The 19,291-nt window shown below is 67.2% G+C and carries 21 protein-coding genes; 14 read left to right on the forward strand and 7 right to left on the reverse strand.

Annotated elements, in window-relative coordinates:
* The first annotated feature begins 84 nt into the window (after nucleotides 1-84).
* Both PDM28_RS04935 and PDM28_RS04940 read left to right on the forward strand, forming a co-directional pair.
* Nucleotides 85-966: an SDR family NAD(P)-dependent oxidoreductase gene (locus PDM28_RS04935; protein WP_311183999.1), complete on the forward strand. Its 882-nt coding sequence runs from the start codon at nucleotides 85-87 to the stop codon at nucleotides 964-966.
* A 24-nt stretch (nucleotides 967-990) separates the two neighbouring features.
* Nucleotides 991-1,863, forward strand: coding sequence for a LysR family transcriptional regulator (locus PDM28_RS04940; RefSeq protein WP_311184000.1), 873 nt, complete (start codon nucleotides 991-993; stop codon nucleotides 1,861-1,863).
* 10 nt (nucleotides 1,864-1,873) lie between these two features.
* Here PDM28_RS04940 and PDM28_RS04945 read toward each other — a convergent pair whose 3' ends face one another.
* The 3 genes from PDM28_RS04945 to PDM28_RS04955 all read right to left on the reverse strand — a co-directional run bounded on the left by PDM28_RS04945 (nucleotide 1,874) and on the right by PDM28_RS04955 (nucleotide 5,399).
* Nucleotides 1,874-2,056, reverse strand: a complete 183-nt coding sequence (locus tag PDM28_RS04945; RefSeq protein ID WP_311184001.1) for a hypothetical protein — start codon at nucleotides 2,054-2,056, stop codon at nucleotides 1,874-1,876.
* The gene (locus PDM28_RS04950) at nucleotides 2,053-3,189 is read right to left on the reverse strand and encodes a PepSY-associated TM helix domain-containing protein (RefSeq protein ID WP_311184002.1); all 1,137 of its coding nucleotides are present in this window, start codon (nucleotides 3,187-3,189) and stop codon (nucleotides 2,053-2,055) included. Before PDM28_RS04950 ends, PDM28_RS04945 begins: the two co-directional genes overlap by 4 nt.
* Before the next feature lie 119 nt (nucleotides 3,190-3,308).
* Nucleotides 3,309-5,399 (reverse strand): TonB-dependent siderophore receptor, encoded by a 2,091-nt coding sequence (locus PDM28_RS04955; RefSeq protein ID WP_311184004.1) that lies wholly within the window; start codon nucleotides 5,397-5,399, stop codon nucleotides 3,309-3,311.
* Between the two features lie 178 nt (nucleotides 5,400-5,577).
* On the opposite strand from PDM28_RS04955, the gene PDM28_RS04960 reads away from it, so the two are divergent.
* The 3 genes from PDM28_RS04960 to PDM28_RS04970 all read left to right on the forward strand — a co-directional run bounded on the left by PDM28_RS04960 (nucleotide 5,578) and on the right by PDM28_RS04970 (nucleotide 8,818).
* Nucleotides 5,578-5,799, forward strand: a complete 222-nt coding sequence (locus PDM28_RS04960) for a hypothetical protein (RefSeq protein ID WP_311184005.1) — start codon at nucleotides 5,578-5,580, stop codon at nucleotides 5,797-5,799.
* Between the two features lie 104 nt (nucleotides 5,800-5,903).
* Nucleotides 5,904-6,881 (forward strand): Lnb N-terminal periplasmic domain-containing protein, encoded by a 978-nt coding sequence (locus PDM28_RS04965; RefSeq protein WP_311184641.1) that lies wholly within the window; start codon nucleotides 5,904-5,906, stop codon nucleotides 6,879-6,881.
* The gene (locus tag PDM28_RS04970; protein ID WP_311184006.1) at nucleotides 6,878-8,818 is read left to right on the forward strand and encodes an esterase/lipase family protein; all 1,941 of its coding nucleotides are present in this window, start codon (nucleotides 6,878-6,880) and stop codon (nucleotides 8,816-8,818) included. The genes PDM28_RS04965 and PDM28_RS04970 overlap by 4 nt, the downstream gene beginning before the upstream one ends.
* 69 nt (nucleotides 8,819-8,887) lie before the next feature.
* On the opposite strand, the gene PDM28_RS04975 is transcribed toward PDM28_RS04970, so the two are convergent.
* Nucleotides 8,888-10,249 carry an MFS transporter gene (locus PDM28_RS04975; protein WP_311184007.1) on the reverse strand — a complete coding sequence of 454 codons (1,362 nt, stop codon included), beginning with the start codon at nucleotides 10,247-10,249 and terminating at the stop codon, nucleotides 8,888-8,890.
* An 89-nt stretch (nucleotides 10,250-10,338) separates the two neighbouring features.
* Between PDM28_RS04975 and soxR the strand changes: the two genes are divergently transcribed.
* Nucleotides 10,339-10,773, forward strand: coding sequence for a redox-sensitive transcriptional activator SoxR (gene soxR, locus PDM28_RS04980; RefSeq protein WP_172448035.1), 435 nt, complete (start codon nucleotides 10,339-10,341; stop codon nucleotides 10,771-10,773).
* Between the two features lie 111 nt (nucleotides 10,774-10,884).
* Here soxR and proC read toward each other — a convergent pair whose 3' ends face one another.
* Both proC and PDM28_RS04990 read right to left on the reverse strand, forming a co-directional pair.
* Nucleotides 10,885-11,706, reverse strand: a complete 822-nt coding sequence (proC, locus tag PDM28_RS04985; RefSeq protein ID WP_311184008.1) for a pyrroline-5-carboxylate reductase — start codon at nucleotides 11,704-11,706, stop codon at nucleotides 10,885-10,887.
* Nucleotides 11,703-12,395: a YggS family pyridoxal phosphate-dependent enzyme gene (locus PDM28_RS04990; RefSeq protein ID WP_425507634.1), complete on the reverse strand. Its 693-nt coding sequence runs from the start codon at nucleotides 12,393-12,395 to the stop codon at nucleotides 11,703-11,705. Before PDM28_RS04990 ends, proC begins: the two co-directional genes overlap by 4 nt.
* A gap of 103 nt (nucleotides 12,396-12,498) precedes the next feature.
* Here PDM28_RS04990 and PDM28_RS04995 point away from each other — a divergent pair, with 103 nt between their 5' ends.
* From PDM28_RS04995 to PDM28_RS05015, 5 genes are all read left to right on the forward strand, one after another.
* On the forward strand, nucleotides 12,499-13,536 hold the full coding sequence (locus PDM28_RS04995; protein WP_070208322.1) for a type IV pilus twitching motility protein PilT: 1,038 nt from the start codon (nucleotides 12,499-12,501) through the stop codon (nucleotides 13,534-13,536).
* A 99-nt stretch (nucleotides 13,537-13,635) separates the two neighbouring features.
* Entirely contained in the window at nucleotides 13,636-14,778 is a 1,143-nt protein-coding gene (locus PDM28_RS05000; protein ID WP_070206700.1) for a PilT/PilU family type 4a pilus ATPase, read from the forward strand.
* Nucleotides 14,779-14,897: 119 nt separating this feature from the next.
* On the forward strand, nucleotides 14,898-15,494 hold the full coding sequence (locus tag PDM28_RS05005) for a hypothetical protein (RefSeq protein WP_311184009.1): 597 nt from the start codon (nucleotides 14,898-14,900) through the stop codon (nucleotides 15,492-15,494).
* Between the two features lie 110 nt (nucleotides 15,495-15,604).
* On the forward strand, nucleotides 15,605-15,820 hold the full coding sequence (locus PDM28_RS05010; protein WP_311184010.1) for a DUF4287 domain-containing protein: 216 nt from the start codon (nucleotides 15,605-15,607) through the stop codon (nucleotides 15,818-15,820).
* Between the two features lie 115 nt (nucleotides 15,821-15,935).
* A complete protein-coding gene (locus tag PDM28_RS05015) occupies nucleotides 15,936-16,643 on the forward strand; it encodes a YitT family protein (protein WP_172448033.1) in 708 nt (235 codons plus the stop codon).
* Here the strand turns inward: PDM28_RS05015 and PDM28_RS05020 are convergent.
* Complete coding sequence (locus PDM28_RS05020; RefSeq protein WP_102944159.1) at nucleotides 16,628-17,161, reverse strand: DNA-3-methyladenine glycosylase I; 534 nt, start codon at nucleotides 17,159-17,161, stop codon at nucleotides 16,628-16,630. The genes PDM28_RS05015 and PDM28_RS05020 overlap by 16 nt on opposite strands.
* 109 nt (nucleotides 17,162-17,270) lie before the next feature.
* On the opposite strand from PDM28_RS05020, the gene PDM28_RS05025 reads away from it, so the two are divergent.
* Genes PDM28_RS05025 through PDM28_RS05035 form a run of 3 tightly spaced genes read left to right on the forward strand, consistent with a single transcriptional unit; the run spans nucleotide 17,271 to nucleotide 19,264 of the window.
* Nucleotides 17,271-17,837: a YqgE/AlgH family protein gene (locus PDM28_RS05025; protein ID WP_102944158.1), complete on the forward strand. Its 567-nt coding sequence runs from the start codon at nucleotides 17,271-17,273 to the stop codon at nucleotides 17,835-17,837.
* Nucleotides 17,830-18,297, forward strand: a complete 468-nt coding sequence (ruvX, locus tag PDM28_RS05030) for a Holliday junction resolvase RuvX (RefSeq protein ID WP_070206694.1) — start codon at nucleotides 17,830-17,832, stop codon at nucleotides 18,295-18,297. Before PDM28_RS05025 ends, ruvX begins: the two co-directional genes overlap by 8 nt.
* A 16-nt stretch (nucleotides 18,298-18,313) precedes the next feature.
* Nucleotides 18,314-19,264 (forward strand): aspartate carbamoyltransferase catalytic subunit, encoded by a 951-nt coding sequence (locus PDM28_RS05035; protein ID WP_311184011.1) that lies wholly within the window; start codon nucleotides 18,314-18,316, stop codon nucleotides 19,262-19,264.
* Nucleotides 19,265-19,291 lie beyond the last annotated feature (27 nt).

Genomic DNA, 19,291 nt, shown 5'->3' on the forward strand with positions numbered 1-19,291 from the left:
CCGGCAGTGCGATACCCGGCGCGTATCGCGGTCGCCTGAAACTCGTATTGGCCGTGCAAGGTGGACCACCCTGATCCTGTCGGGATGCAAAGGCAAGACGGTGTTTCATTCGAGGGGCAGGTGGGACTGGTGACCGGCGCGGCCAGTGGGCTGGGGCTGGCGTACAGCCGCCTGCTGGCGCAGCGCGGGGCACGGGTGGTCATGCATGACGTGGGCGCCGGGCTGGATGGTCAGGGGCATGACCCGCATCGGATCGACGCCACCGTGGCGCTGCTGCGTGGCACCGGGCTGGACGTTCATGCCGCGCACGCGGTCATCGACGAGCGCGAAGGCTGCCGGGCGCTGATCGCCGGCATCCTGTCGCGGCAGGGCCGGATCGACTTCATCATCCACAACGCCGGTTGGGTGGAGTACCAGCAGATCGATGCGCTGCAGGAAGACCACTTCGATTACATGATGACCATCGCAGCCAAGGCGCCGCTGTGGCTGGCCGAAGCAGCCTGGGTGGAGATGAAGGCATGCCACTATGGCCGCATCGTGCTGACCACGTCCGATCGCGCGCTGTATCCCCAGTACGTGCAGAAGGGGCTGGCCGCCTATGCTGCGGCGAAGATGGCGGCGGTAGGCATCGTCAACGTACTGGCCGCCGAGGGCGCGCCACACAACATCGTGGTCAACGCGATCTCGCCGGTCGCCAAGACCCGCATGTGGGGTGTTGAAGGAGAGCCCGACGAGCTGCACCCGGACGCGGTAGCGCCGGGCGTGGCGTTCCTGGCATCCACGGCATGCCGCGAAGGGGGCTGGATCCTGCGCGCCAGCAACGGGCAGTTCCATGCCACCCGCAGTGTGGAAGCAGAGGACGTGGCCTATCCACGCGACCTGCGTGCCACGACGGCGGAAAGCATCGAGGACATCGCCACGCAATGGTCGCGCATCGCCCGACCGGCGGTGGAACCGCGCAGCTGAGCCTCCACGCGTCATACTGAGCCCATGGTCGATCTCCGTCTGCTCCGCCAGTTCGTCGCCGTTGCCGAGGAACTGCATTTTCATCGCGCCGCCGCGCGGCTGCACATGTCGCAGCCACCGCTGACGGCGGCGATCCGCCGGCTGGAGGAGGAGATCGGCAGCGAACTGATCCTGCGCGGCAACCGTACGCTGGGACTTACCGCGGCAGGGGCGGTGTTGCTGGAAGAAGCGCGGTTGCTGCTGCAGCAGGCCGACCGTGCGCTGCTGGCGACCCAGGACGCCGCTGCCGGTCGCACCGGAAGCATCCGCCTGGGCTATGTGGGAAGTGCGTTGTACGGTCGCCTGCCGGAAGTGATCCGCAACTTCCGCCAGGCCCATGCGGACGTACGCCTGGAACTGATTGAAGCGACCTCTGCCCGCCAGATCCAGATGCTGCGCGAAAAGCGCCTGGACGTGGGCGTGGTCATTCCACCGGTATTCGACGCCGAGGATATGCAGCTGCAGCGCTTCGACACGGACCGCCTGGCGATTGCGCTGCCACGCGCGCACCCGTTGGCGCAGGGAGATGCCGTGACCATCGCCGAACTGGCCGATGAACCTTTCGTGCTGTGGCCCGCGCGCGAGGGCAGGGGCTTCCACTCACAGGTGGTGCGGTTGTGCGCGGCCGCCGGGTTCACCCCGCGCGTGGTGCAGGAAGCGCACGGCATGCACGCGGTACTGTCGTTGGTAGCGGTGGAAGCGGGCATATCGGTGGTGCCGGCCAGCATGGTCGGCTTCCGCAGCGAAGAGGTCGCGTACCGGCATCTACAGGGAGACGAGGCCGGATTCGAGCTTCACCTCTGTGTGCGCTCGGACGAATCGCTGCCGGCGGTGAGGCTGTTCCTGGATCGCAGCTGACGACGCAGCGTCAGCGGGTCCGCTTCACCCAGGCCCGCACCACCAGCCCGATCAGGGCGGCGAACACCGCCCATGACACCACATCGAAGATCCCGTCGCCGATCAGCGCACTGACCAGCCCCAGCACGCTCGCTGCGGCGATCCAGGCCGGGGCGGTGAACGGGCTGCCGTTCGGTGTGGAAGGGCGGCTCATGCGGTACCTCCGATCTTCTCGGCGCGCTCGATCTCGGCCACCCGCGCCTCGGTGCTGCCGCGCTTGAACCACAGGTACAGACCGCTGACCAGCACCGCGATGGTGAGCAGGTCCAGCAGCGCCCAAAGGATCTTCAGCGGCAGCTTCCCGTAGTCGCCGAAGTGCAGCGGCTGGCTGAGCAGCAGCACGCTCATATAGGTGGGCAGCTGCGGTTGCGCGGTGAGCTCGCCGCTGACCGCGTCGATCAGCACCGGACGGTACAGGCGCCCGGTGAGCGGGGTGTTGCCCTGCATGAACACGCCATAGTGGTGGTCGCCGCTGTAGCCGGTGCCGGGGAAGCTGACGAAGGCCGGGCGCATCTCCGGCTCGGCGGCGCGCGCGGTATCCACCGCGGCCTGAAGGGAGGCGAGCGTGGTCGGCCGCGGCTGGCCGGCGTAGCGGGCCGCGAACTCACCCAGCTGTTCGCTCTGCCAGGCGCTTTCCAGCGGTTTGGCAATGGTGTTGATGGCGCCGGTGATGCCTACCACCAGGGCCCAGCCGAGGGTGACCACGCCGATCACGTTGTGCAGGTCCAGCCAGGCGAGGCGGCGGCTGCGGCCGGTGCGCAGGGTGCCGAAGCGCTGGCGACGCATGAAGGGTCCGTACAGCACCAGTCCGGAAATGATCGCCACCGCGAACAGCAGCCCCATCGCCCCCATGAACAGCATGCCGGGCAGGCCCAGGAACAGGTCGGTGTGCAGGCGCAGGATGAAATACATCACCCCTTCGTTGAACTGCGCGGCCGGCACCACGGCGCCGCTGCTGCTGTCCAGCAGGGCGGTCTTCATCTGCGGCGGCGGGGTGTCGGCGCGCTCACCGGTGTTTACGTACATCGTGTTCGCTTCCGGGTCCCAACCCACGAACAACGGTACGTTGCCCGGGTACTGGGCCAGCGCGGTCTTGACCTGTTCGTCGTAATCGCGCGCCGGTCCGGGGCTGGCCGTCTGTTCCGCATGCGGCTCGAGCAGGTGGTCGATCTCCTCGCCGAAGATCAGCGGCAGGCCGGTGATGCACAACAGCAGCAGGAACAACGTGCAGATCAGGCTGGTCCACTTGTGGACCAGGAACCAGGCTTTGATGGTGGAGCGTTGCATTGAGTTCTCTGGCGGCGGCTGGAGAGGTGTAGGTTTGCGGTTGCCGGCCAGCGGCCGGCACTACGGTAATGCGTCGATGTACGGTGATGATGTAGTGCCGGCCGCTGGCCGGCATGCCGTCAGAACCGATAGCTGATCGTTCCGGTCACGGTACGCGGATTACCGGTGAAGCAGTCGCCGAAGTTGCGGCACGGCGCGAAGTACTTCTTGTCCGACAGGTTGGTGATGTTCAACGCCATGGTCCAGTCGGTCACCTGGATTTCAGCCAGCGCATCGACCAGCGTGTAGCTCGGAGTGCGGATGAAACCACCGAAGCCCAGCGACTGGGTATTGCCCACGTAACGACCACCGATGCCCAGGCGCAGGCGCGACACGTCGTCGATCTGGAAGCCCTTGGCCACCCACAGCGAGGCCAGCTCCTGCGGCGTGTCGTTGAGGCGCTGGTTCACTTCCATCTCGAAGTTGCTCCTGGTCACCTTGGCGCGGTTGCGCGAATAGGCACCGGTCAGCGTGATGTCGTGCGCGAATGTGAACTGGCCCTCCAGTTCGACGCCCTTGGACTCGATCTCGCCGGTCTGGACCACGTTCAGCGGATTCTCCGGGTCATTGGTCTGGCGGTTGGTCTCGGTGATGCGGTACGCCGCGACGGTGACCAGCATGTTCGCGGCCGGCTGCCACTTCACGCCACCTTCCCACTGGTCGCCCTGCATCGGCTTGAACGCGTTGCCGTAGATATCCTGCCCGGTGACCGGCAGGAACGACTCGCTGTAACTGATGTACGGCGACACCCCGGCGCCGATCTCGCCGATCAGGCCCGCGCGCCAGGTGGTGGCGTTGTCGGTCTGGCTCGGCAGGCCTTCGGTCTTGCTGCGCGCATGGTCGCGGCGCGCGCCCAGTACCAGCGAAACACGGTCGGCCCAGCGGATCTGGTCCTGCAGGTACACGCCCAGCTGCGTGGTCTGCTGGTCGGGCAGGCGGTTCCAGCCGTTGATGGTCACGCCGGTGGAGACCGGGGTGTAGATGTCGATGGGGGTCGGGGTCGCATCCAGCTGCAGCGCGTCCTCGCGGTAGTCGCTGTAGTCCACGCCGGCCAGCAGCATGTGCTGGAAGGCACCGGTGGCGAAGTCGAACTGCACCGCGGTGTCGCTGGTCAGCGAGCGCACGTCCGGACGCACGCCGTAGGCGTTGCGGTTGACCACGCGCTTGTCGGCGTCGATGAACGGGTCCAGTGGATTGCTGTAGGCGTCCGGGTACAGCTCGCGGAACTCGGTCTTGCCATCCAGGTAGCGCACCGAGGAGCGCAGGCTCACGCTGTCGTTGAAGCGATGGTCGAACAGCGCGGTCACGCTGTACACGCGCGAATCGAGCGTGTCGAAGTCCTTGTCGCCCAGGAAGGTGGACGGGTCCAGGCGCGGCGTGCCGGCCGGCGCGTGCAGCGTGGCCACCACCGGCAGGAACTGCTGGCTCGAGGCGGTCTTGTCGTGCTGGTAGCTGGTCAGCACGGTGAGGTTGGTGCGCTCGCCGCGCCAGCTGATCGAGGGCGCGATATAGATGCGGTCGTCGTCGATCTCGTCGGTCTGCATGCCGCTGTCGCGGACCAGGCCGACCACGCGGGCGGCCACGGTGCCGGCCTCATTGAGCGTGCCGCCGATGTCGCCCTGGAACTGCTTGCGGTCGAAATTGCCGAGCTGCACGCCCACTTCGCCGCCCATGTCGGTGTAGGTGGGGCGCTTGGTCATGGCGTTGATGATGCCGCCGGTCGCGCCGGCGCCGTACAGCACCGAGGACGGGCCACGCAGCACTTCCACGCGCTCCAGGCCGTACACCTCGGTACGCGCCAGCGGGCTGAAGCCGTAGCTGCGGCGCAGGCCGTCCAGGTACTGCACCGGGTCCAGCCCGCGCACCGTGCTGCCGTCGCTGCGGGTGTCCAGGCCATAGGCGTCCGCGGTCACGCCGGCGCTGTAGCGCAGGGTCTCCTGAAGGTTCCGCGCCCCCCGGTCGGTGAACAGCTCGCTGGTGATCACACTGATCGCCTGCGGGGTCTGGGTCAGCGGGGTGTCGGTCTTGGTCGCGGTGCTGGCGCGGTCGGCGACCACGCTGACCGCATCCAGGGTACGCGCGGTGCTGGCGTCCTGGGCCTGGGCCACGGCCGACGCCAGCAGGGTGGGAACCAGCAGCAACAGGGGCGAGCGGCGCGACAGGGCAGGCATGGGCGGGATTTCCGGGAGTGAGGGCCCGGATTATCGGGAGGTGAGGATGCGAACGCAAATGACTCTCAGCTTCAAAAGTGCCCCGCGCGGCTTCATCTGCCTGAAACATCCCCTGCACGGTCCGTAGTCGGCCACCCGCCTAACGTGGACCGTCCCCACGCCGCTGATGGAGACGCCCATGAATACCCTGCAGACCGCCGCCCGGGCGATGCGCAATGGCCTGGAAGAAATGGCGGCCCTGCTGGTCGGGGAACGCGCCGAAGACCTGCGCCGCGACGATACCGCCGCCCCCGGGGTCGGCATCCCCATGCCACGCCGCCTGCCCCTGCGCCGGGCGTTGCCGCGGGCGCGCAAGGGCATGGCGCCCTGGCAGAAGGTCGGGGCGCCGCGCCGTAGCTGAACAGGCAAACAGGTTGCACACATCGGGTTGTGGCTAACTAGCGCCCCGACCAACCGACGGACCGATGTGTGAAGAGTGCAGGACGATGGGTGCTGGCCATGCTGATGCTGGCGGCAGCGCTGTGGGTGGCGGGACTGTTGGCCTACCAGTTGCCTGGACCGGGCTGGATCAAGGGCGTGGCGTTGCTGGCATGGGGTGGGTTCGCGCTGGCCACGGCGGTTGCAGTGGGCCGGGCCCGGGCCGGTCGTTGGCCGGGGCCGATATTTCTCGCCATGCTCGTCCTGTGCGGAGTCTGGTGGCTGCTGCTCAGCCCGAGCCAGGACCGGGTCTGGGCAGACGATGTCGCGCAACGCCTCAAGGTCGTCGATTTCGACGGTACCCGCGTTGTGCTGGACAACGTGCGCAACTTCACCTGGCGCAGCGAAGACGACCATGACGTGCGCTGGGAGCGCCGCGAATACGACCTGGACCAGCTGCGTTCTGCCGATCTGGTGATGTCGTACTGGATGGGGCCGCTGATCGCGCATACGCTGGTGTCATTCGGGTTCGCCGACGGCCGCCAGCTGGTGTTTTCGCTGGAGATCCGCAAGGAGCGTGGCGAATCGTTCTCCGCGCTGGGCGGGTTCTTCCGCAAATTCGAGATGACCCTGGTCGCGGCCGAGGAAACCGATATCGTGCGGGTGCGCAGCAACGTGCGCGGTGAGGACGTATACCTGTATCGCCTCAAGGGCATGACCCTGGAACAGCTCAAGGGCCTGTTCGTCTCCTACCTGGGCGAGGCGCGCAGGCTGGATGCCGCACCGGCGTTCTACAACACGTTGACCAGCAACTGCACCACCATCGTGTACGAGCTGGCGAAACAGATCGCGCCGGGACTGCCGCTGGACTACCGGCTGCTGGTGTCGGGCTACTTCGCCGAATACGCGCGCGACCTGGGGGTACTGACGCCCGACGTGGACTTCGCCACCTTGAAGGCACGCGGTCGCATCACCGACCGTGCGCGCGCTGCCGGTGACGACCCGCGCTTCTCCGCGCTGATTCGCCAGGGCGTGCCCGGCATCGACGCGGAGCCGCAGCGATGAGCCGCTGGCTGCGCCGCAGCGCTCCCTTGCTGGCCCTCGTTCTTTCGCTGCTGCTGTCCAGCGGCTGCGCGATGGTGACCATGAAGCAGGTCTCGCCGACCGACTACCTGGCCAACAAGCGCGGCGACGTGCTCACCTCCGGCCGCTTCAGCATGGCCTCGCAGGAAACACTGAGCGTGATCGGGCTGGACGTGTCGCTGTGCGAGAAGGACGTGGTGGCCTGCGAGAAGACCCTGAAGGACACCCGCGACCTACCCGAGGAACAGCGGTTGTCGGCGCTGTCCGAGCTGTGGGTGAAGAACGCGCTCGAGCTGACCCCCAAGCCGAAGGACCGGGACAAGACCCCGATGTCCGAGGCGGCGCTGGATGCCTGGCTGGAAGCCGCGCGCTATGCCTACGCCTACCTGTTCTTCAGCGGGCGCACGCCGTCCGACCGCGCCTTCGAGGATCGCCAGACCCAGGTGCGCGACTACTACAACTATGCCGCCGAGCAGACTGCCACGCTGGTGTTCAAGCGCAGCCGCGAAAGCGCGCTGGAAGGCGAAGACTACAACGCTGCCGTGGCCGGTGAGCGCTGGACGCTGACCTCGGACTTCGACCAGCTCCGCCTGACCAGCATTCCCACCACCATGGTATCGGCCTCGTCGGTGAGCTTTGCAGGGCTGCGCAGCACCTACCGGCGCGACGGCTTCGGTGCCGAGCTGGTAGTGGTGATGGACCCGCCCAAGCTGATCGCACCGGTAGACGGCGAGAAGGTGCAGATCCCGCAGTACAGCGAAATGTCCTCGATCAACGCCACTGCGCTGCTGCGCTTCAAGGGCGACACCCTGCAACAGGTGCTGGACACCACCCAGGTGCTATTCGACGTGTACTCGCCCGAGTCCACCGAAAGCGTGGAGCTGCATGGCGAGAAGGTGCCGCTGGCCGGCAACTTCACTGCCGCGTACGGCATGTGGCTGGCCCAGTCCGGCTTCGCCACGCAGTCGCTGCGTACGTTGTTCGGGCTCAGCGAGGGCATCGCCGAACCGCACATGTACCTGATGCAGCCGTGGGACCCGAACCGCCGCATCATCTTCATGCTGCATGGCCTGGGCAGCAGCCCGGAAGCGTGGGTCAACGTGGCCAACGAGATCCTGGGCGACCCGGAGCTGCGCCGCCATTTCCAGGTCTGGCAGGTGTACTACCCGACCAATGCGCCGATCGCGCTGAACCGTTATGAGATCGACCAGGCGTTCAACAACACGCTGCGCCACTTCGATCCCAGCGGCAACGCGCCGGCATCGAAGGACATGGTGTTCATCGGCCACAGCATGGGCGGCGTGCTGGCGCGCCTGCTGGTCACCAGTTCCGGTGAGACGCTGTGGGACCAGCTGCTGGCCAACTACGACCTCAAGGGTGAGCGGCTCAAGCGGGTGCAGGCCAAGCTGGGCCCGCTGCTGCATTTCGACGCCGAACCGAACGTGGAGCGGGCCATCTTCATCGCCGCCCCGCACAAGGGCACCGATATTGCCGGCAATCGGGTGGGACGTTTCATCGGCCGCCTGGTGCGCCTGCCGATCACGCTGCTGGGCAAGTTCGAGGACGTTTTCCAGACCCTGCAGCAGGCCGAAGTGCAGTCGGCGCAGGCGACCAAACTGCAGATCCCCAACAGCATCGACAACCTCAAGGCCAGCGACCCTTTCGTGAAGGCGTCCTCGGCGCTGCCGATCATGCCGGGCCTGAAGTACCACTCGATCATCGCCCAGCGTAAAGCCAGCGTGCCGCTGGAACGGTCCGACGATGGGCTGGTGCCGTACTGGAGCGCGCACCTGCCGGGTGCGGTGTCGGAGAAGGTGATCATCTCCGGTCACAGCGTGCAGGAGACCCCGCAGGCGGTGTTGGAGATCCGGCGGATCCTGCGCGAGGATCTTGAGGCGATGGATGGAAAAACCCCGTAGAGCGGGGCTCTGCCCCGCTGCACGCGGCGCCGGCTCCGCAGCCACGCAGGGCGTGGCTCTACCGGGGTGTCATACGCGCCTTGCGACCACAACGCTGGCGGCAGCCAGCAACAGCATGATCGCGAACGTCTGCAGGTAACCCAGGGTTACGTCCACCGACAGCATCCACGCGAACAGCGATCCGGACACGGCCAGCGTGGTGGCCACGGCCAGCGCTTCGCTCAGCTGCAATGCCGAGGTGTTGGCGCCCTGCTGCGCAGGCGGTGACAGCGACAGCGTCAGCACCGACAGGCTCGGATAGATCAGGCCCATGCCCAGCCCGGTCAGCGTCCACCCGGCCAGCGCCAACCACAGCGGAACGCCGGGCTGGATCGCCAGCGCGGTGCCGATGATGCCGGCGCACATCAGCAGCGCACCGGCACCCAGCAGGGTTCGCCGCGACATGCCCTGGCCCTGGTGGCCCTGGAACCAGGAACCGCTGAACCAGCCCAGTGCGCCCAGGCTCAAGGCCACCCCGGCCAGCAGCGGGCTCAGGCCGCGTTCGCGCTGCAGGAGCAGCGGCAGGAACGCTTCGCAACCGAAGAACGCCGACGCCGCGATCCCGCGCAGGGCGATCACGCTGGGCAGGCCGCGCCGCAGCCGCAGCGTGCCCTGCGGCAGCAGTTTCCAGCTGCACAACGCCAGCAGCGCGATGGCCGGCAGCAGCAATGCCAGCGCCGGCCAGCCGACCTGCTGACCGCCCACGTACAGCAGCAGCGCGCCCAGTGAGGCACCGATCGCCCAGCGCACCACGCTGCGGTTGGATCCGACGCCAACGGCCAGTGGTGGCACCGCGCGCAGCGCCGGCCGCAGCAGCAGTGCGGCCGGAATGGCCAGCAGCGGCACGCCCAGGAACACCCAGCGCCAGCCCAGGTGCTGCACGATCAACCCGCTGATCGCCGGACCGATCAACGACGGCACCACCCAGCCGGCCGAGAACGCGGCGAACACGCGCGGGCGCAGCGACTCGGGGAAGGTGCGGCCCACCAGCACGTACAGCGCCACCGAAATCGCGCCCGCGCCCAGCCCTTGAAGCAGGCGGCCCAGTACCAGCACCGGCATGTGCTGTGCGAAACCGGCGACCAGCAGGCCAGCTATGAAACAGGCCAGGCCCAGCCACAGCGGGCGCGCCGGGCCCAGCCGGTCGCTCCAGCGTCCGGCCAGGGTCATGCCGATCACGCTGGTGGCCAGGGTGCCGCCGAAGGCGAGTGCATACAGGCGCAGCCCGTCCAGGTCGTGGGCGACGGTGGGCATGGCGGCGGCGACTGCGAGCGCTTCGAACGCATGCAGGGAGACCAGCGCCACCATGCCGACGGTGGTGGCGCGGTAGCGCGGCGAGAGGATCGACGGGGGTGCGTCGGTGGCGGGCAGTGAAGCGACATCGGAAGACATGTGCAATCCAGGCAACGAAGGTGCGTGGCGCTTGCAGCGCGCCACGAGGTGCCGCACGATGACACCTGAACCAAGGTTGAGGTCAAGCAGTGATCGCGCAGGAGCTGAGTGTAGGCGAGGTGGCACGGCGCAGTGGCGTGGCGGTATCGGCGCTGCACTTCTATGAACGCAAGGGATTGATCCGCAGCCTGCGTACTGCCGGCAACCAGCGGCGTTTCAGTCGTGACGTGCTGCGCCGGTTGGCGGTGATCCGCGTGGCGCAGCGGGTGGGCATGCCGCTGGAGGCGGTGGCCCATGCCTTTGCCGCGCTGCCGGAAAACAAGACGCCGACGCGTGCCGAGTGGGGGAAGATGTCGGCGCTGTGGCGCGCCGAGCTGGACCAGCGGATCGAGGAATTGCTGCTGCTGCGCGACCAGCTCACCGATTGCATCGGGTGCGGGTGCCTGTCGTTGAAGCGGTGCCGGTTGGCCAATCCCGGCGATGCGCTGGGCGAGCAGGGGGATGGGCCGCAACGTTGGGGGTAGTGGCTGCGGCCAGCACCGCTTGGGACACGCATGGCGTGTCTCTACGCGGAACGCCCGCTGCGTAGCGACACGCCATGCGTGTCCCACGCGGTGCTGGTACGTCCGACCCGCTCAATCGTTCGCCGCAGACAACGTCTTCCCCCGCTCGGTAGCGGCATCGATCGCCCGCCCGACCATCGCTTTGAAACCGTCGGCCTGGAAACTTTCGATCGCCGCCTGCGTGGTGCCGTTCGGCGAGGTCACCCGGCGCCGCAGCTCGGCCGGGGCTTCGCCTGACTCTTCCAGCATGCGGCTGGCGCCCAGCAACGTCTGCACCACCAGCGTGCGTGCGGCCTCCGGTGCCAGCCCCTGCGCGATCCCGGCTGCTTCCATCGCCTCGGCCAGCAGGAACACATAGGCCGGGCCGCTGCCGGACACCGCCGTCACCGCGTCCATGCGCGCTTCGTCGTCGATCCACACCGTGCGCCCGGCACTGGCCAGTACGGTGTCCGCCAGCGCGCGCTGCTCCTCGCTGACGCCGTCGGTGGCGAACAGGCCGGTGACCCCCGCGCCGAGCAGCGCCGGGGTGTTGGGCATCGCGCGCACCACCGCGCCATGGCCGCCCAGCCAGCGCGCCAGCTGCGCACTGGTGATGCCGGCGGCGATGGAGACCACCAGCGGCTGCAGGCGCGCAGCAGGCTCGGCCAGCGTGGTGCAGACCTCGCGCAGGACCTGGGGCTTCACCGCCAGCACCCACACCGCGCCCTGTGCGGCAGCGTCGGCAGCATCGCCGTAGGTGGCGACCCCGAATTCGGCGCTGAGCTGCTCGCGCAGGGCGGCGACCGGTTCGGCCACATGGATCTGGCCGGGCGCCGCGCCCTGGCGGACCAGCCCGGCAATCAGGCTGCGGGCCATGTTGCCGCCGCCGATGAAGGTGATGGGAGCAGTCGTCATGAAGGGTCCTTGTTGGGGGAGGGGCGGGCGCCGAACAGGGCGGTGCCGACCCGGACCATGGTCGCGCCATGGGCTATGGCCTCGGGGTAGTCGCTGCTCATGCCCATGGAAAGGGTATCCACCTGCGGATAGCGCGCGGCCAGCCCTGCAAACAGCCCGTGCATACGCTCGAACGCCTGCTGGCGGCGCGCGGCGTCCGGCCAGGGCGCGGGAATGGCCATCAGCCCGCGCAGGCACAGCCGCGGTTCGGCCGCGATGGCGGCGGCGAGTGCCGGCACTGCGTCCGGCGTGCAGCCGTGCTTGCTGTCTTCGTCGTCGATATTGACCTGCACCAGCACGTTCAACGGCGCCAACGTGTCCGGCCGATGCGCGGCCAGGGCCGCCACCAGCTTGGGCCGGTCCACGCTCTGCACCCAGTCGAAGCGTTGCGCGGCCAGCTCGGCCTTGTTCGACTGCAGGTGCCCGATCAGGTGCCACTCCAGTCCCAACGGCGCCAGCGCCTCGATCTTGGCTACCGCTTCCTGCACGTAATTCTCGCCAAAGGCGCGCTGGCCCTGTGCCGCCAGTGCAGCCACCGCCTCGGTCGGCTGGGTCTTGGACACCGCCAGCAGGCGCGGGGGTGGCCGCCCGGCGGCCGTGGCCGCGTTGTGCAGGTTCAGCAACAGGGTGGGCAGGGGCAGGGCGGTCACGGGCAGGTACTCAAGGGACAGTTTCCCGGCGGATCAGGGAGGCTATACTGCCGACCGGGGAAAGATCCTTCCAGTCGCAGCAGTCTATGGGGAGTAGCAGCGTATGGATATCGCCGAACTGTTGGCGTTTTCCGTTAAGAACAAGGCGTCGGACCTTCATCTGTCGGCAGGCCTGCCGCCGATGATCCGCGTCGACGGCGATGTCCGTCGCATCAATATTCCGGCCCTGGACCACAAGCAGGTCCATGCGCTCGTTTACGACATCATGTCGGACAAGCAGCGCCGCGATTACGAGGAATTCCTCGAAGTCGACTTCTCGTTCGAGATTCCCAGCCTGGCGCGCTTCCGCGTCAACGCGTTCAACCAGAACCGTGGCGCCGGTGCGGTGTTCCGTACGATTCCGTCCGAGGTGCTGACCCTGGAAGACCTGGCGGTGCCGCCGATCTTCCGTGAGCTGATCGACCAGCCGCAGGGCCTGATCCTGGTCACCGGCCCGACCGGTTCGGGCAAGTCGACCACGCTGGCGGCGATGATCGACCACATCAACAAGAACGAATACGGCCACATCCTCACCGTCGAGGATCCGATCGAATTCGTGCACACCTCGCAGAAGTGCCTGATCAACCAGCGCGAAGTGCACCGCGACACGCACGGCTTCAACGAAGCGCTGCGTTCGGCACTGCGTGAAGACCCGGACATCATCCTGGTGGGCGAACTCCGCGACCTGGAAACCATCCGCCTGGCGCTGACCGCGGCCGAAACCGGCCACCTGGTGTTCGGCACCCTGCATACCAGTTCGGCGGCCAAGACCATCGACCGCATCATCGACGTGTTCCCCGCCGGCGAAAAGCCGATGGTGCGTTCGATGCTGTCCGAGTCGCTGCGCGCGGTGATTTCGCAGGCGCTGCTGAAGAAGGTTGGCGGTGGCCGTACCGCCGCGTGGGAAATCATGGTCGGCACCCCGGCCATCCGCAACCTGATCCGCGAGGACAAGGTGGCGCAGATGTACTCGGCGATCCAGACGGGCCAGCAGATGGGCATGATGACCCTGGACCAGCACCTGCAGGACCTGGTCAAGCGCAGCCTGATCACGCGCAACCAGGCCAAGGAATACGCCAAGGACAAGCGCATCTTCGAATGATGGTAGCGCCGGGCCCTGCCCGGCGGGTAGCGCTGGGCTCTGCCCAGCGGGTAGTGCCGGCCGCCGGCCGGCTCCAGGCAATCTTCGGAGCACACCGCAATGAACACCACCAGCACCACCATCGACTTCACCTCGTTCCTCAAGCTGATGGCGCACCAGAAGGCGTCGGACCTGTTCATCACCGCCGGCATGCCGCCGGCGATCAAGGTCAACGGCAAGATCTCGCCGATCACCCAGACCCCGCTGACGCCGCAGCAGAGCCGCGACCTGGTGCTGAACGTGATGACGCCGGCGCAGCGCGAAGAGTTCGAAAAGACCCACGAGTGCAACTTCGCCATCGGCCTGTCCGGTGTCGGCCGCTTCCGCGTGAGCTGCTTCTACCAGCGCAACCAGGTCGGCATGGTGCTGCGCCGGATCGAAACGCGCATTCCCACCGTGGAAGAGCTGAGCCTGCCGCCGATCATCAAGACGCTGGCGATGACCAAGCGCGGCATCATCCTGTTCGTGGGCGCTACCGGTACCGGTAAATCGACCTCGCTTGCAGCGATGATCGGCTACCGCAACCTGAACTCCACCGGGCACATCATCACCATCGAAGACCCGATCGAGTTCGTGCACAAGCATGAAGGCTGCATCATCACCCAGCGCGAGGTCGGCATCGACACCGACAGCTGGGAAGCGGCGCTGAAGAACACCCTGCGCCAGGCGCCGGACGTGATCATGATCGGCGAAGTGCGTACCCGCGAAGGCATGGACCACGCCATCGCGTTTGCCGAAACCGGCCACCTGGTGCTGTGCACCCTGCATGCCAACAACGCCAACCAGGCGATGGACCGCATCATCAACTTCTTCCCGGAAGACCGCCGCAACCAGCTGCTGATGGACCTGTCGCTGAACCTGAAGGGCGTGGTCGCGCAGCAGTTGATTCCGTCGCCCGACGGCAAGTCGCGCAAGGTCGCGATGGAAATCATGCTCGGCACCCCGCTGGTGCAGGATTACATCCGCGACGGTGAGATCCACAAGCTCAAGGAAGTGATGAAGGAGTCGGTGCAGCTGGGCATGCGCACCTTCGACCAGAGCCTGTTCGAGCTCTACCAGGCCGGCGAGATCAGCTACGAAGACGCGCTGCGTTACGCCGATTCGCAGAACGAAGTGCGCCTGCGCATCAAGCTGTCGCAGGGCGGCGACGCGCGTACGCTGTCGCAGGGCCTGGACGGGGTGGAGATTTCCGAAGTCCGCTGATACTGCGGGTCCGGAAAACGGGGCGCGCGCGGTGCAATGCCGGCGCGCCCTTGCTGTACGTGGTGCTTCAAGGGGCCGGCACCGTGCCGGTAGCACTGTTACCGTAGAGAAGAATGCACATGGAATTGCATGATCCGTACCGCGCGCCGGCCACGTTTCCGACGCCTCCTGCCTTGCCGCGCGCCGTGCCTGACGCCGGAGCGTACGCCCAGCCGATCTCCGACGCGGCAGCCTATTACTCTCCTTCGTCCATGAAGATGGTGACGCTGTCGCTGACCACGCTGGGGCTGTACCCGGTGTACTGGTTCTGGCGAAACTGGCAGGCGATCAAGCGCGAGACCGGGGGAACCCAATGGCCCTGGGCGCGCGCACTGTTCTCGCCACTCTGGGCGTACCTGTGTTTCAGCCAACTGCGCGACGCCGCCAGCAATCGTCGGCGCGACCTCGCGTTCGCGCCGGGCCTGCTGGCACTGACCTACTTCCTGCTCAACCTTGCCAGCCGCCTGCCAAACGCCGGGTGGTTGCTGGCCCTGTTCGCCTTCGTGCCGCTGCTGCCGGTCAACAGCCTGCTGCGTCGCTACCACCAGGACGAACGGGTGGACATGGCGCAGATGGACCGGTTCAGTGCGCTGCACATCCTGGTAACGGTCGTCGGCGGTCTGTTCCTGCTGCTGCTGTTCATCGTCATGGCGATGAACCCGGAGGTCAGCCGCTAGTCGGTGGTCGAGCGCACGACCCACGGTCGTGCGCTGTCCCGGCCGCTGCCTGTCGATTTCCGCCCCGCAGGTTCGTCGTACCAGATGAACCCACCTGCGAGGAAACGGTCATGAACGACACCGCCCCGGTCAAAGGCCCCGCGTCTTACTTCCCATCCATTGAGAAAACCTATGGCCAGCCGGTCGGCCATTGGCTGGCTCTATTGGCTACCCAGGGCGGGCTGAAGCACATGGCGCTGGTCGGCTTCCTGAAGGAGACGCACGGACTGGGCCACGGTCATGCCAATGCGCTGGTGGCCCACCACCTGAAGGGGCAGCGGGACTAGGGCCCGGCCGAAACCGGCCAGATACGGCAGATTGTTGCGGAACTGAATCATTTCACCTGCAACTGTCACGCCAATCGTGTCTAATACCGCTCCCCACGAGTCTGGCCCCACCCCCATGTCCCTTGAATCCCATGGCCCTGCGCCGTGCGACGACGCTGACGGCCATCTGGTCACCGCCGGCCCGCTGACCCCGCCACCGGACAGCGCGGGCACCCTGGCCGACGAGAAAGCGCTGCGCCATTCGGTCGCCGAGGACGTGCAGGGCATGATCCTGGCCACCCTGGTGGCCTCGCTGGGCCTGGCGATTTTCGCCAAGGGCGGGCTGATGATCGGCGGCATGGCCGGGCTGGCGTTCCTGGCCCACTACGCCTTCGGCTGGAACTTCGGCGTGGTGTTCGTACTGGTCAACCTGCCGTTCTACTGGGTGGCGGTACGCCGCATGGGGTGGGAGTTCACCCTCAAGACCTTCGCTGCGGTTACCGCCTGTGGCGTGCTCGTCGACCTGCTGCCGCGCTGGGCCGACTTCGCCCACATGAGCTCGCTGTACTCGGCGCTGGTCGGCGGCGCGCTGGCCGGGCTGGGCATCCTGTTCTACATCCGCCACCGGGCCAGCCTGGGCGGCATCGGCATCCTGGCGGTATACCTGCAGCGCACCCGTGGCTGGAGCGCCGGCAAGGTGCAGATGTCGTTCGACACCCTGCTGATGGGCGTGGCGTTCTTCGTGCTCTCGCCGGACAAGGTGCTGTACTCGGCGATCGGCGCGGTGGTGCTCAGCCTGGTGCTGATGTTCAACCACCGCCCGGGCCGTTACATGGGCGTCTGAGCCCGCAATTTCGCCAAACGCTTGTAGACGGGGCAATCCTTGGCGTGCGCCCCGGGCAGATACCCCAGGCTCATCAGGAACTCGCCGGTGATCTCACCGCCGGTGAAGCGGAAGGTCTTCTTGAACAGCTTTACCCACTCGGCCTTGTCGCGCGGGTGGTGCGCGTCCAGCCAGGCCGCGAAACTGCCGTGGCTGGCCCGCAGCTGCTGGATCACCTGGGCGTTGTGGATCGCCGCATGCACCTTGAGCCGGTTGCGGATGATGCCCGGGTCGTTGAGCAGGCGCTCCACCTCGCGCTCGCCGTAGGCCGCCACCGTGTCCACGTCGAACTGGTCGTAGGCCGCGCGGAAGCCTTCGCGCTTCTTCAGGATGGTTTCCCAACTCAGCCCGGCCTGGTTGATCTCCAGCAGCAGGCGCTCGAACAGCTCGCGTTCGTCGCGCTGCGGGAAGCCATATTCATGGTCATGGTAGTGACCGTGCACCGGGTGGCCCGGGGCGATGAGGCAGTAACCGCTCATGGGGAGTCTTCTTCTGCAAGGGGCGCTTCGAAGCCAAGTTTACGACCGCCGTCCACGCAGCGGGTGGTGGCTCACGCCCGTGTCAGGGCGCACCGGGTAGAATGGCCACATGTCCACGCTGCCCACTACGCTTGCCCATCACCTGCTGGTCGCGCTGCCGTCGCTGACCGATCCCACCTTTGCACGCACGGTGGCGTTGATCTGCCAGCACGACGAAAACGGCGCCATGGGGGTGCTGGTCAACCAGCCTTCCGAGTACACGCTGGGCGATGTGCTGGCACAGATGGATATCCAGACCGACGATCGGGTGCTGCGCGACCAGGTGGTGCTCAATGGCGGCCCGGTCCATCCCGAGCGCGGCTTTGTCATACATGACGACGCCAGCGGCTGGGATTCCAGCCTGCAGGTGGGCCAGGGCGTGTACCTGACCACCTCGCGCGACATCCTCGAAGCCATGGCCCGCGGCGAAGGCCCGCGCCATGCGCTGGTCACGCTGGGCTGTGCCGGCTGGACCGAAGGCCAGCTGGAAGCGGAGATCGCCGACAACAGCTGGCTGACCGTGCCGGCCGACGCCGAGCTGCTGTTCAACACCCCGCTGGAGCAGCGCTGGCAGGGCGCGGCGTCGCGCATCGGCGTGGACCTGTTCCGCCACACCGACTACAGCGGCCATGTCTGAGCCGGCCACCATCCGCCGCGACGGCACCGTACTCGGCTTCGACGTCGGTTCGCGCCGGATCGGCGTGGCCATCGGCAGTTCGTTCGGTACCCATGCCCGCGCCATCGCGGTGGTGGACGTGCACGGCAACGGGCCGGACTGGGCTGCGGTCGAGCGCCTGATCAAGGAATGGCGGCCTGATGGCCTGGTGGTGGGCGACCCGCTCACCCTGGACGGCCAGGACCAGCCCAACCGCAAGCGTGCGCAGGGCTTCGCCCGCCAGCTGCGGGAACGTTTCAAACTGCCGGTGGTGCTGGTCGACGAGCGTTCCAGCTCGGTCGAAGCCGCGCGCCGGTTTGCCGTCGAGCGCGCCGAAGGCCGCAAGCGTCGCCGCGACGCGGCCACGCTGGATGCGGTGGCCGCCGCGGTCATCATCGAACGCTGGCTGTCTTCGCCCGACGACGCCACCCCCGTTTCCTGACCCCCAGACCCCTCCCATGACTGCCTCGCAACTCGATTCCGAAGGACGCCTGCGCCACCTGCTGACCCTGGAAGGTCTGCCCCGCGAAACCCTGCTGCAGCTGCTCGACCGCGCCGGCCAGATCCGCGACGCAGCGGTGGGTCGGGTCGGCAACAAGCGCCATGTACTGGCCGGTTCCGCGGTGTGCACGCTGTTCTTCGAACCCTCCACCCGCACCCGCAGCTCGTTCCAGCTGGCCGCGCAGCGGCTGGGTGCGGACGTGCTGAACTTCGATGCTTCCACCTCGTCTACGCGCAAGGGCGAAACGGCCTGCGATACGTTGAAGAACCTGGAAGCGATGGGCGTGCGTGGCTTCGTGGTGCGGCATCCGGACGACGGCGCGGTCGCCGAGCTGGCGGCAGCGGCCGGCGAGGGCACGGCGCTGATCAACGCCGGTGATGGTCGCAGCGCGCACCCCACCCAGGGGTTGCTGGACATGCTGACCCTGCGCCAGGCCAAGGGCGGCGATTTTTCGAAGATGAAGGTGGTGATCGTCGGCGACGTGAAGCATTCGCGCGTGGCCCGCACCGACCTGCACGCACTGCGCACGCTGGGCGTGGGCGAAATCCGCGTGTGTGGCCCGCAGTCGCTGCTGCCGGACGACGAGACCCTGAAGGGCTGCATTGTCGGCCAGGATTTCGACCAGATGCTGGAAGGCGTCGACGCGCTGATGATGCTGCGGCTGCAGCGCGAGCGCATGGAAGAAGGCCTGGTGCCGTCGATCGAGCAGTACCACGCCGAGTATGGCCTGAACGTCGCGCGCCTCAAGCGCGCCGGCCAGGACGCCGCCGTGCTGCACCCGGGCCCGATCAACCGTGGCGTGGAAGTCACCGACGAAGTGGCCGACGGCCCGCAGTCGTGGGTGCTGCGCCAGGTCGCGAACGGCGTCGCGGTGCGGATGGCGGTGCTGGAAACCCTGCTGGCCTGACCGCAACGTAACGGGAAATCCGCTGTA

Source organism: Stenotrophomonas aracearum (assembly GCF_031834615.1).
GTDB classification, from domain to species: domain Bacteria; phylum Pseudomonadota; class Gammaproteobacteria; order Xanthomonadales; family Xanthomonadaceae; genus Stenotrophomonas; species Stenotrophomonas aracearum.

Coding starts and splice junctions, on each gene's coding strand:
- PDM28_RS04935 (WP_311183999.1), top strand. CDS start 85: ATGCAAAGGCAAGACGGTGTTTCATTCGAGGGGCAGGTGGGACTGGTG.
- PDM28_RS04940 (WP_311184000.1), top strand. CDS start 991: ATGGTCGATCTCCGTCTGCTCCGCCAGTTCGTCGCCGTTGCCGAGGAA.
- PDM28_RS04945 (WP_311184001.1), bottom strand. CDS start 2,056: ATGAGCCGCCCTTCCACACCGAACGGCAGCCCGTTCACCGCCCCGGCC.
- PDM28_RS04950 (WP_311184002.1), bottom strand. CDS start 3,189: ATGCAACGCTCCACCATCAAAGCCTGGTTCCTGGTCCACAAGTGGACC.
- PDM28_RS04955 (WP_311184004.1), bottom strand. CDS start 5,399: ATGCCTGCCCTGTCGCGCCGCTCGCCCCTGTTGCTGCTGGTTCCCACC.
- PDM28_RS04960 (WP_311184005.1), top strand. CDS start 5,578: ATGAATACCCTGCAGACCGCCGCCCGGGCGATGCGCAATGGCCTGGAA.
- PDM28_RS04965 (WP_311184641.1), top strand. CDS start 5,904: ATGCTGGCGGCAGCGCTGTGGGTGGCGGGACTGTTGGCCTACCAGTTG.
- PDM28_RS04970 (WP_311184006.1), top strand. CDS start 6,878: ATGAGCCGCTGGCTGCGCCGCAGCGCTCCCTTGCTGGCCCTCGTTCTT.
- PDM28_RS04975 (WP_311184007.1), bottom strand. CDS start 10,249: ATGTCTTCCGATGTCGCTTCACTGCCCGCCACCGACGCACCCCCGTCG.
- proC (WP_311184008.1), bottom strand. CDS start 11,706: ATGACGACTGCTCCCATCACCTTCATCGGCGGCGGCAACATGGCCCGC.
- PDM28_RS04995 (WP_070208322.1), top strand. CDS start 12,499: ATGGATATCGCCGAACTGTTGGCGTTTTCCGTTAAGAACAAGGCGTCG.
- PDM28_RS05000 (WP_070206700.1), top strand. CDS start 13,636: ATGAACACCACCAGCACCACCATCGACTTCACCTCGTTCCTCAAGCTG.
- PDM28_RS05005 (WP_311184009.1), top strand. CDS start 14,898: ATGGAATTGCATGATCCGTACCGCGCGCCGGCCACGTTTCCGACGCCT.
- PDM28_RS05010 (WP_311184010.1), top strand. CDS start 15,605: ATGAACGACACCGCCCCGGTCAAAGGCCCCGCGTCTTACTTCCCATCC.
- PDM28_RS05015 (WP_172448033.1), top strand. CDS start 15,936: ATGTCCCTTGAATCCCATGGCCCTGCGCCGTGCGACGACGCTGACGGC.
- PDM28_RS05020 (WP_102944159.1), bottom strand. CDS start 17,161: ATGAGCGGTTACTGCCTCATCGCCCCGGGCCACCCGGTGCACGGTCAC.
- PDM28_RS05025 (WP_102944158.1), top strand. CDS start 17,271: ATGTCCACGCTGCCCACTACGCTTGCCCATCACCTGCTGGTCGCGCTG.
- ruvX (WP_070206694.1), top strand. CDS start 17,830: ATGTCTGAGCCGGCCACCATCCGCCGCGACGGCACCGTACTCGGCTTC.
- PDM28_RS05035 (WP_311184011.1), top strand. CDS start 18,314: ATGACTGCCTCGCAACTCGATTCCGAAGGACGCCTGCGCCACCTGCTG.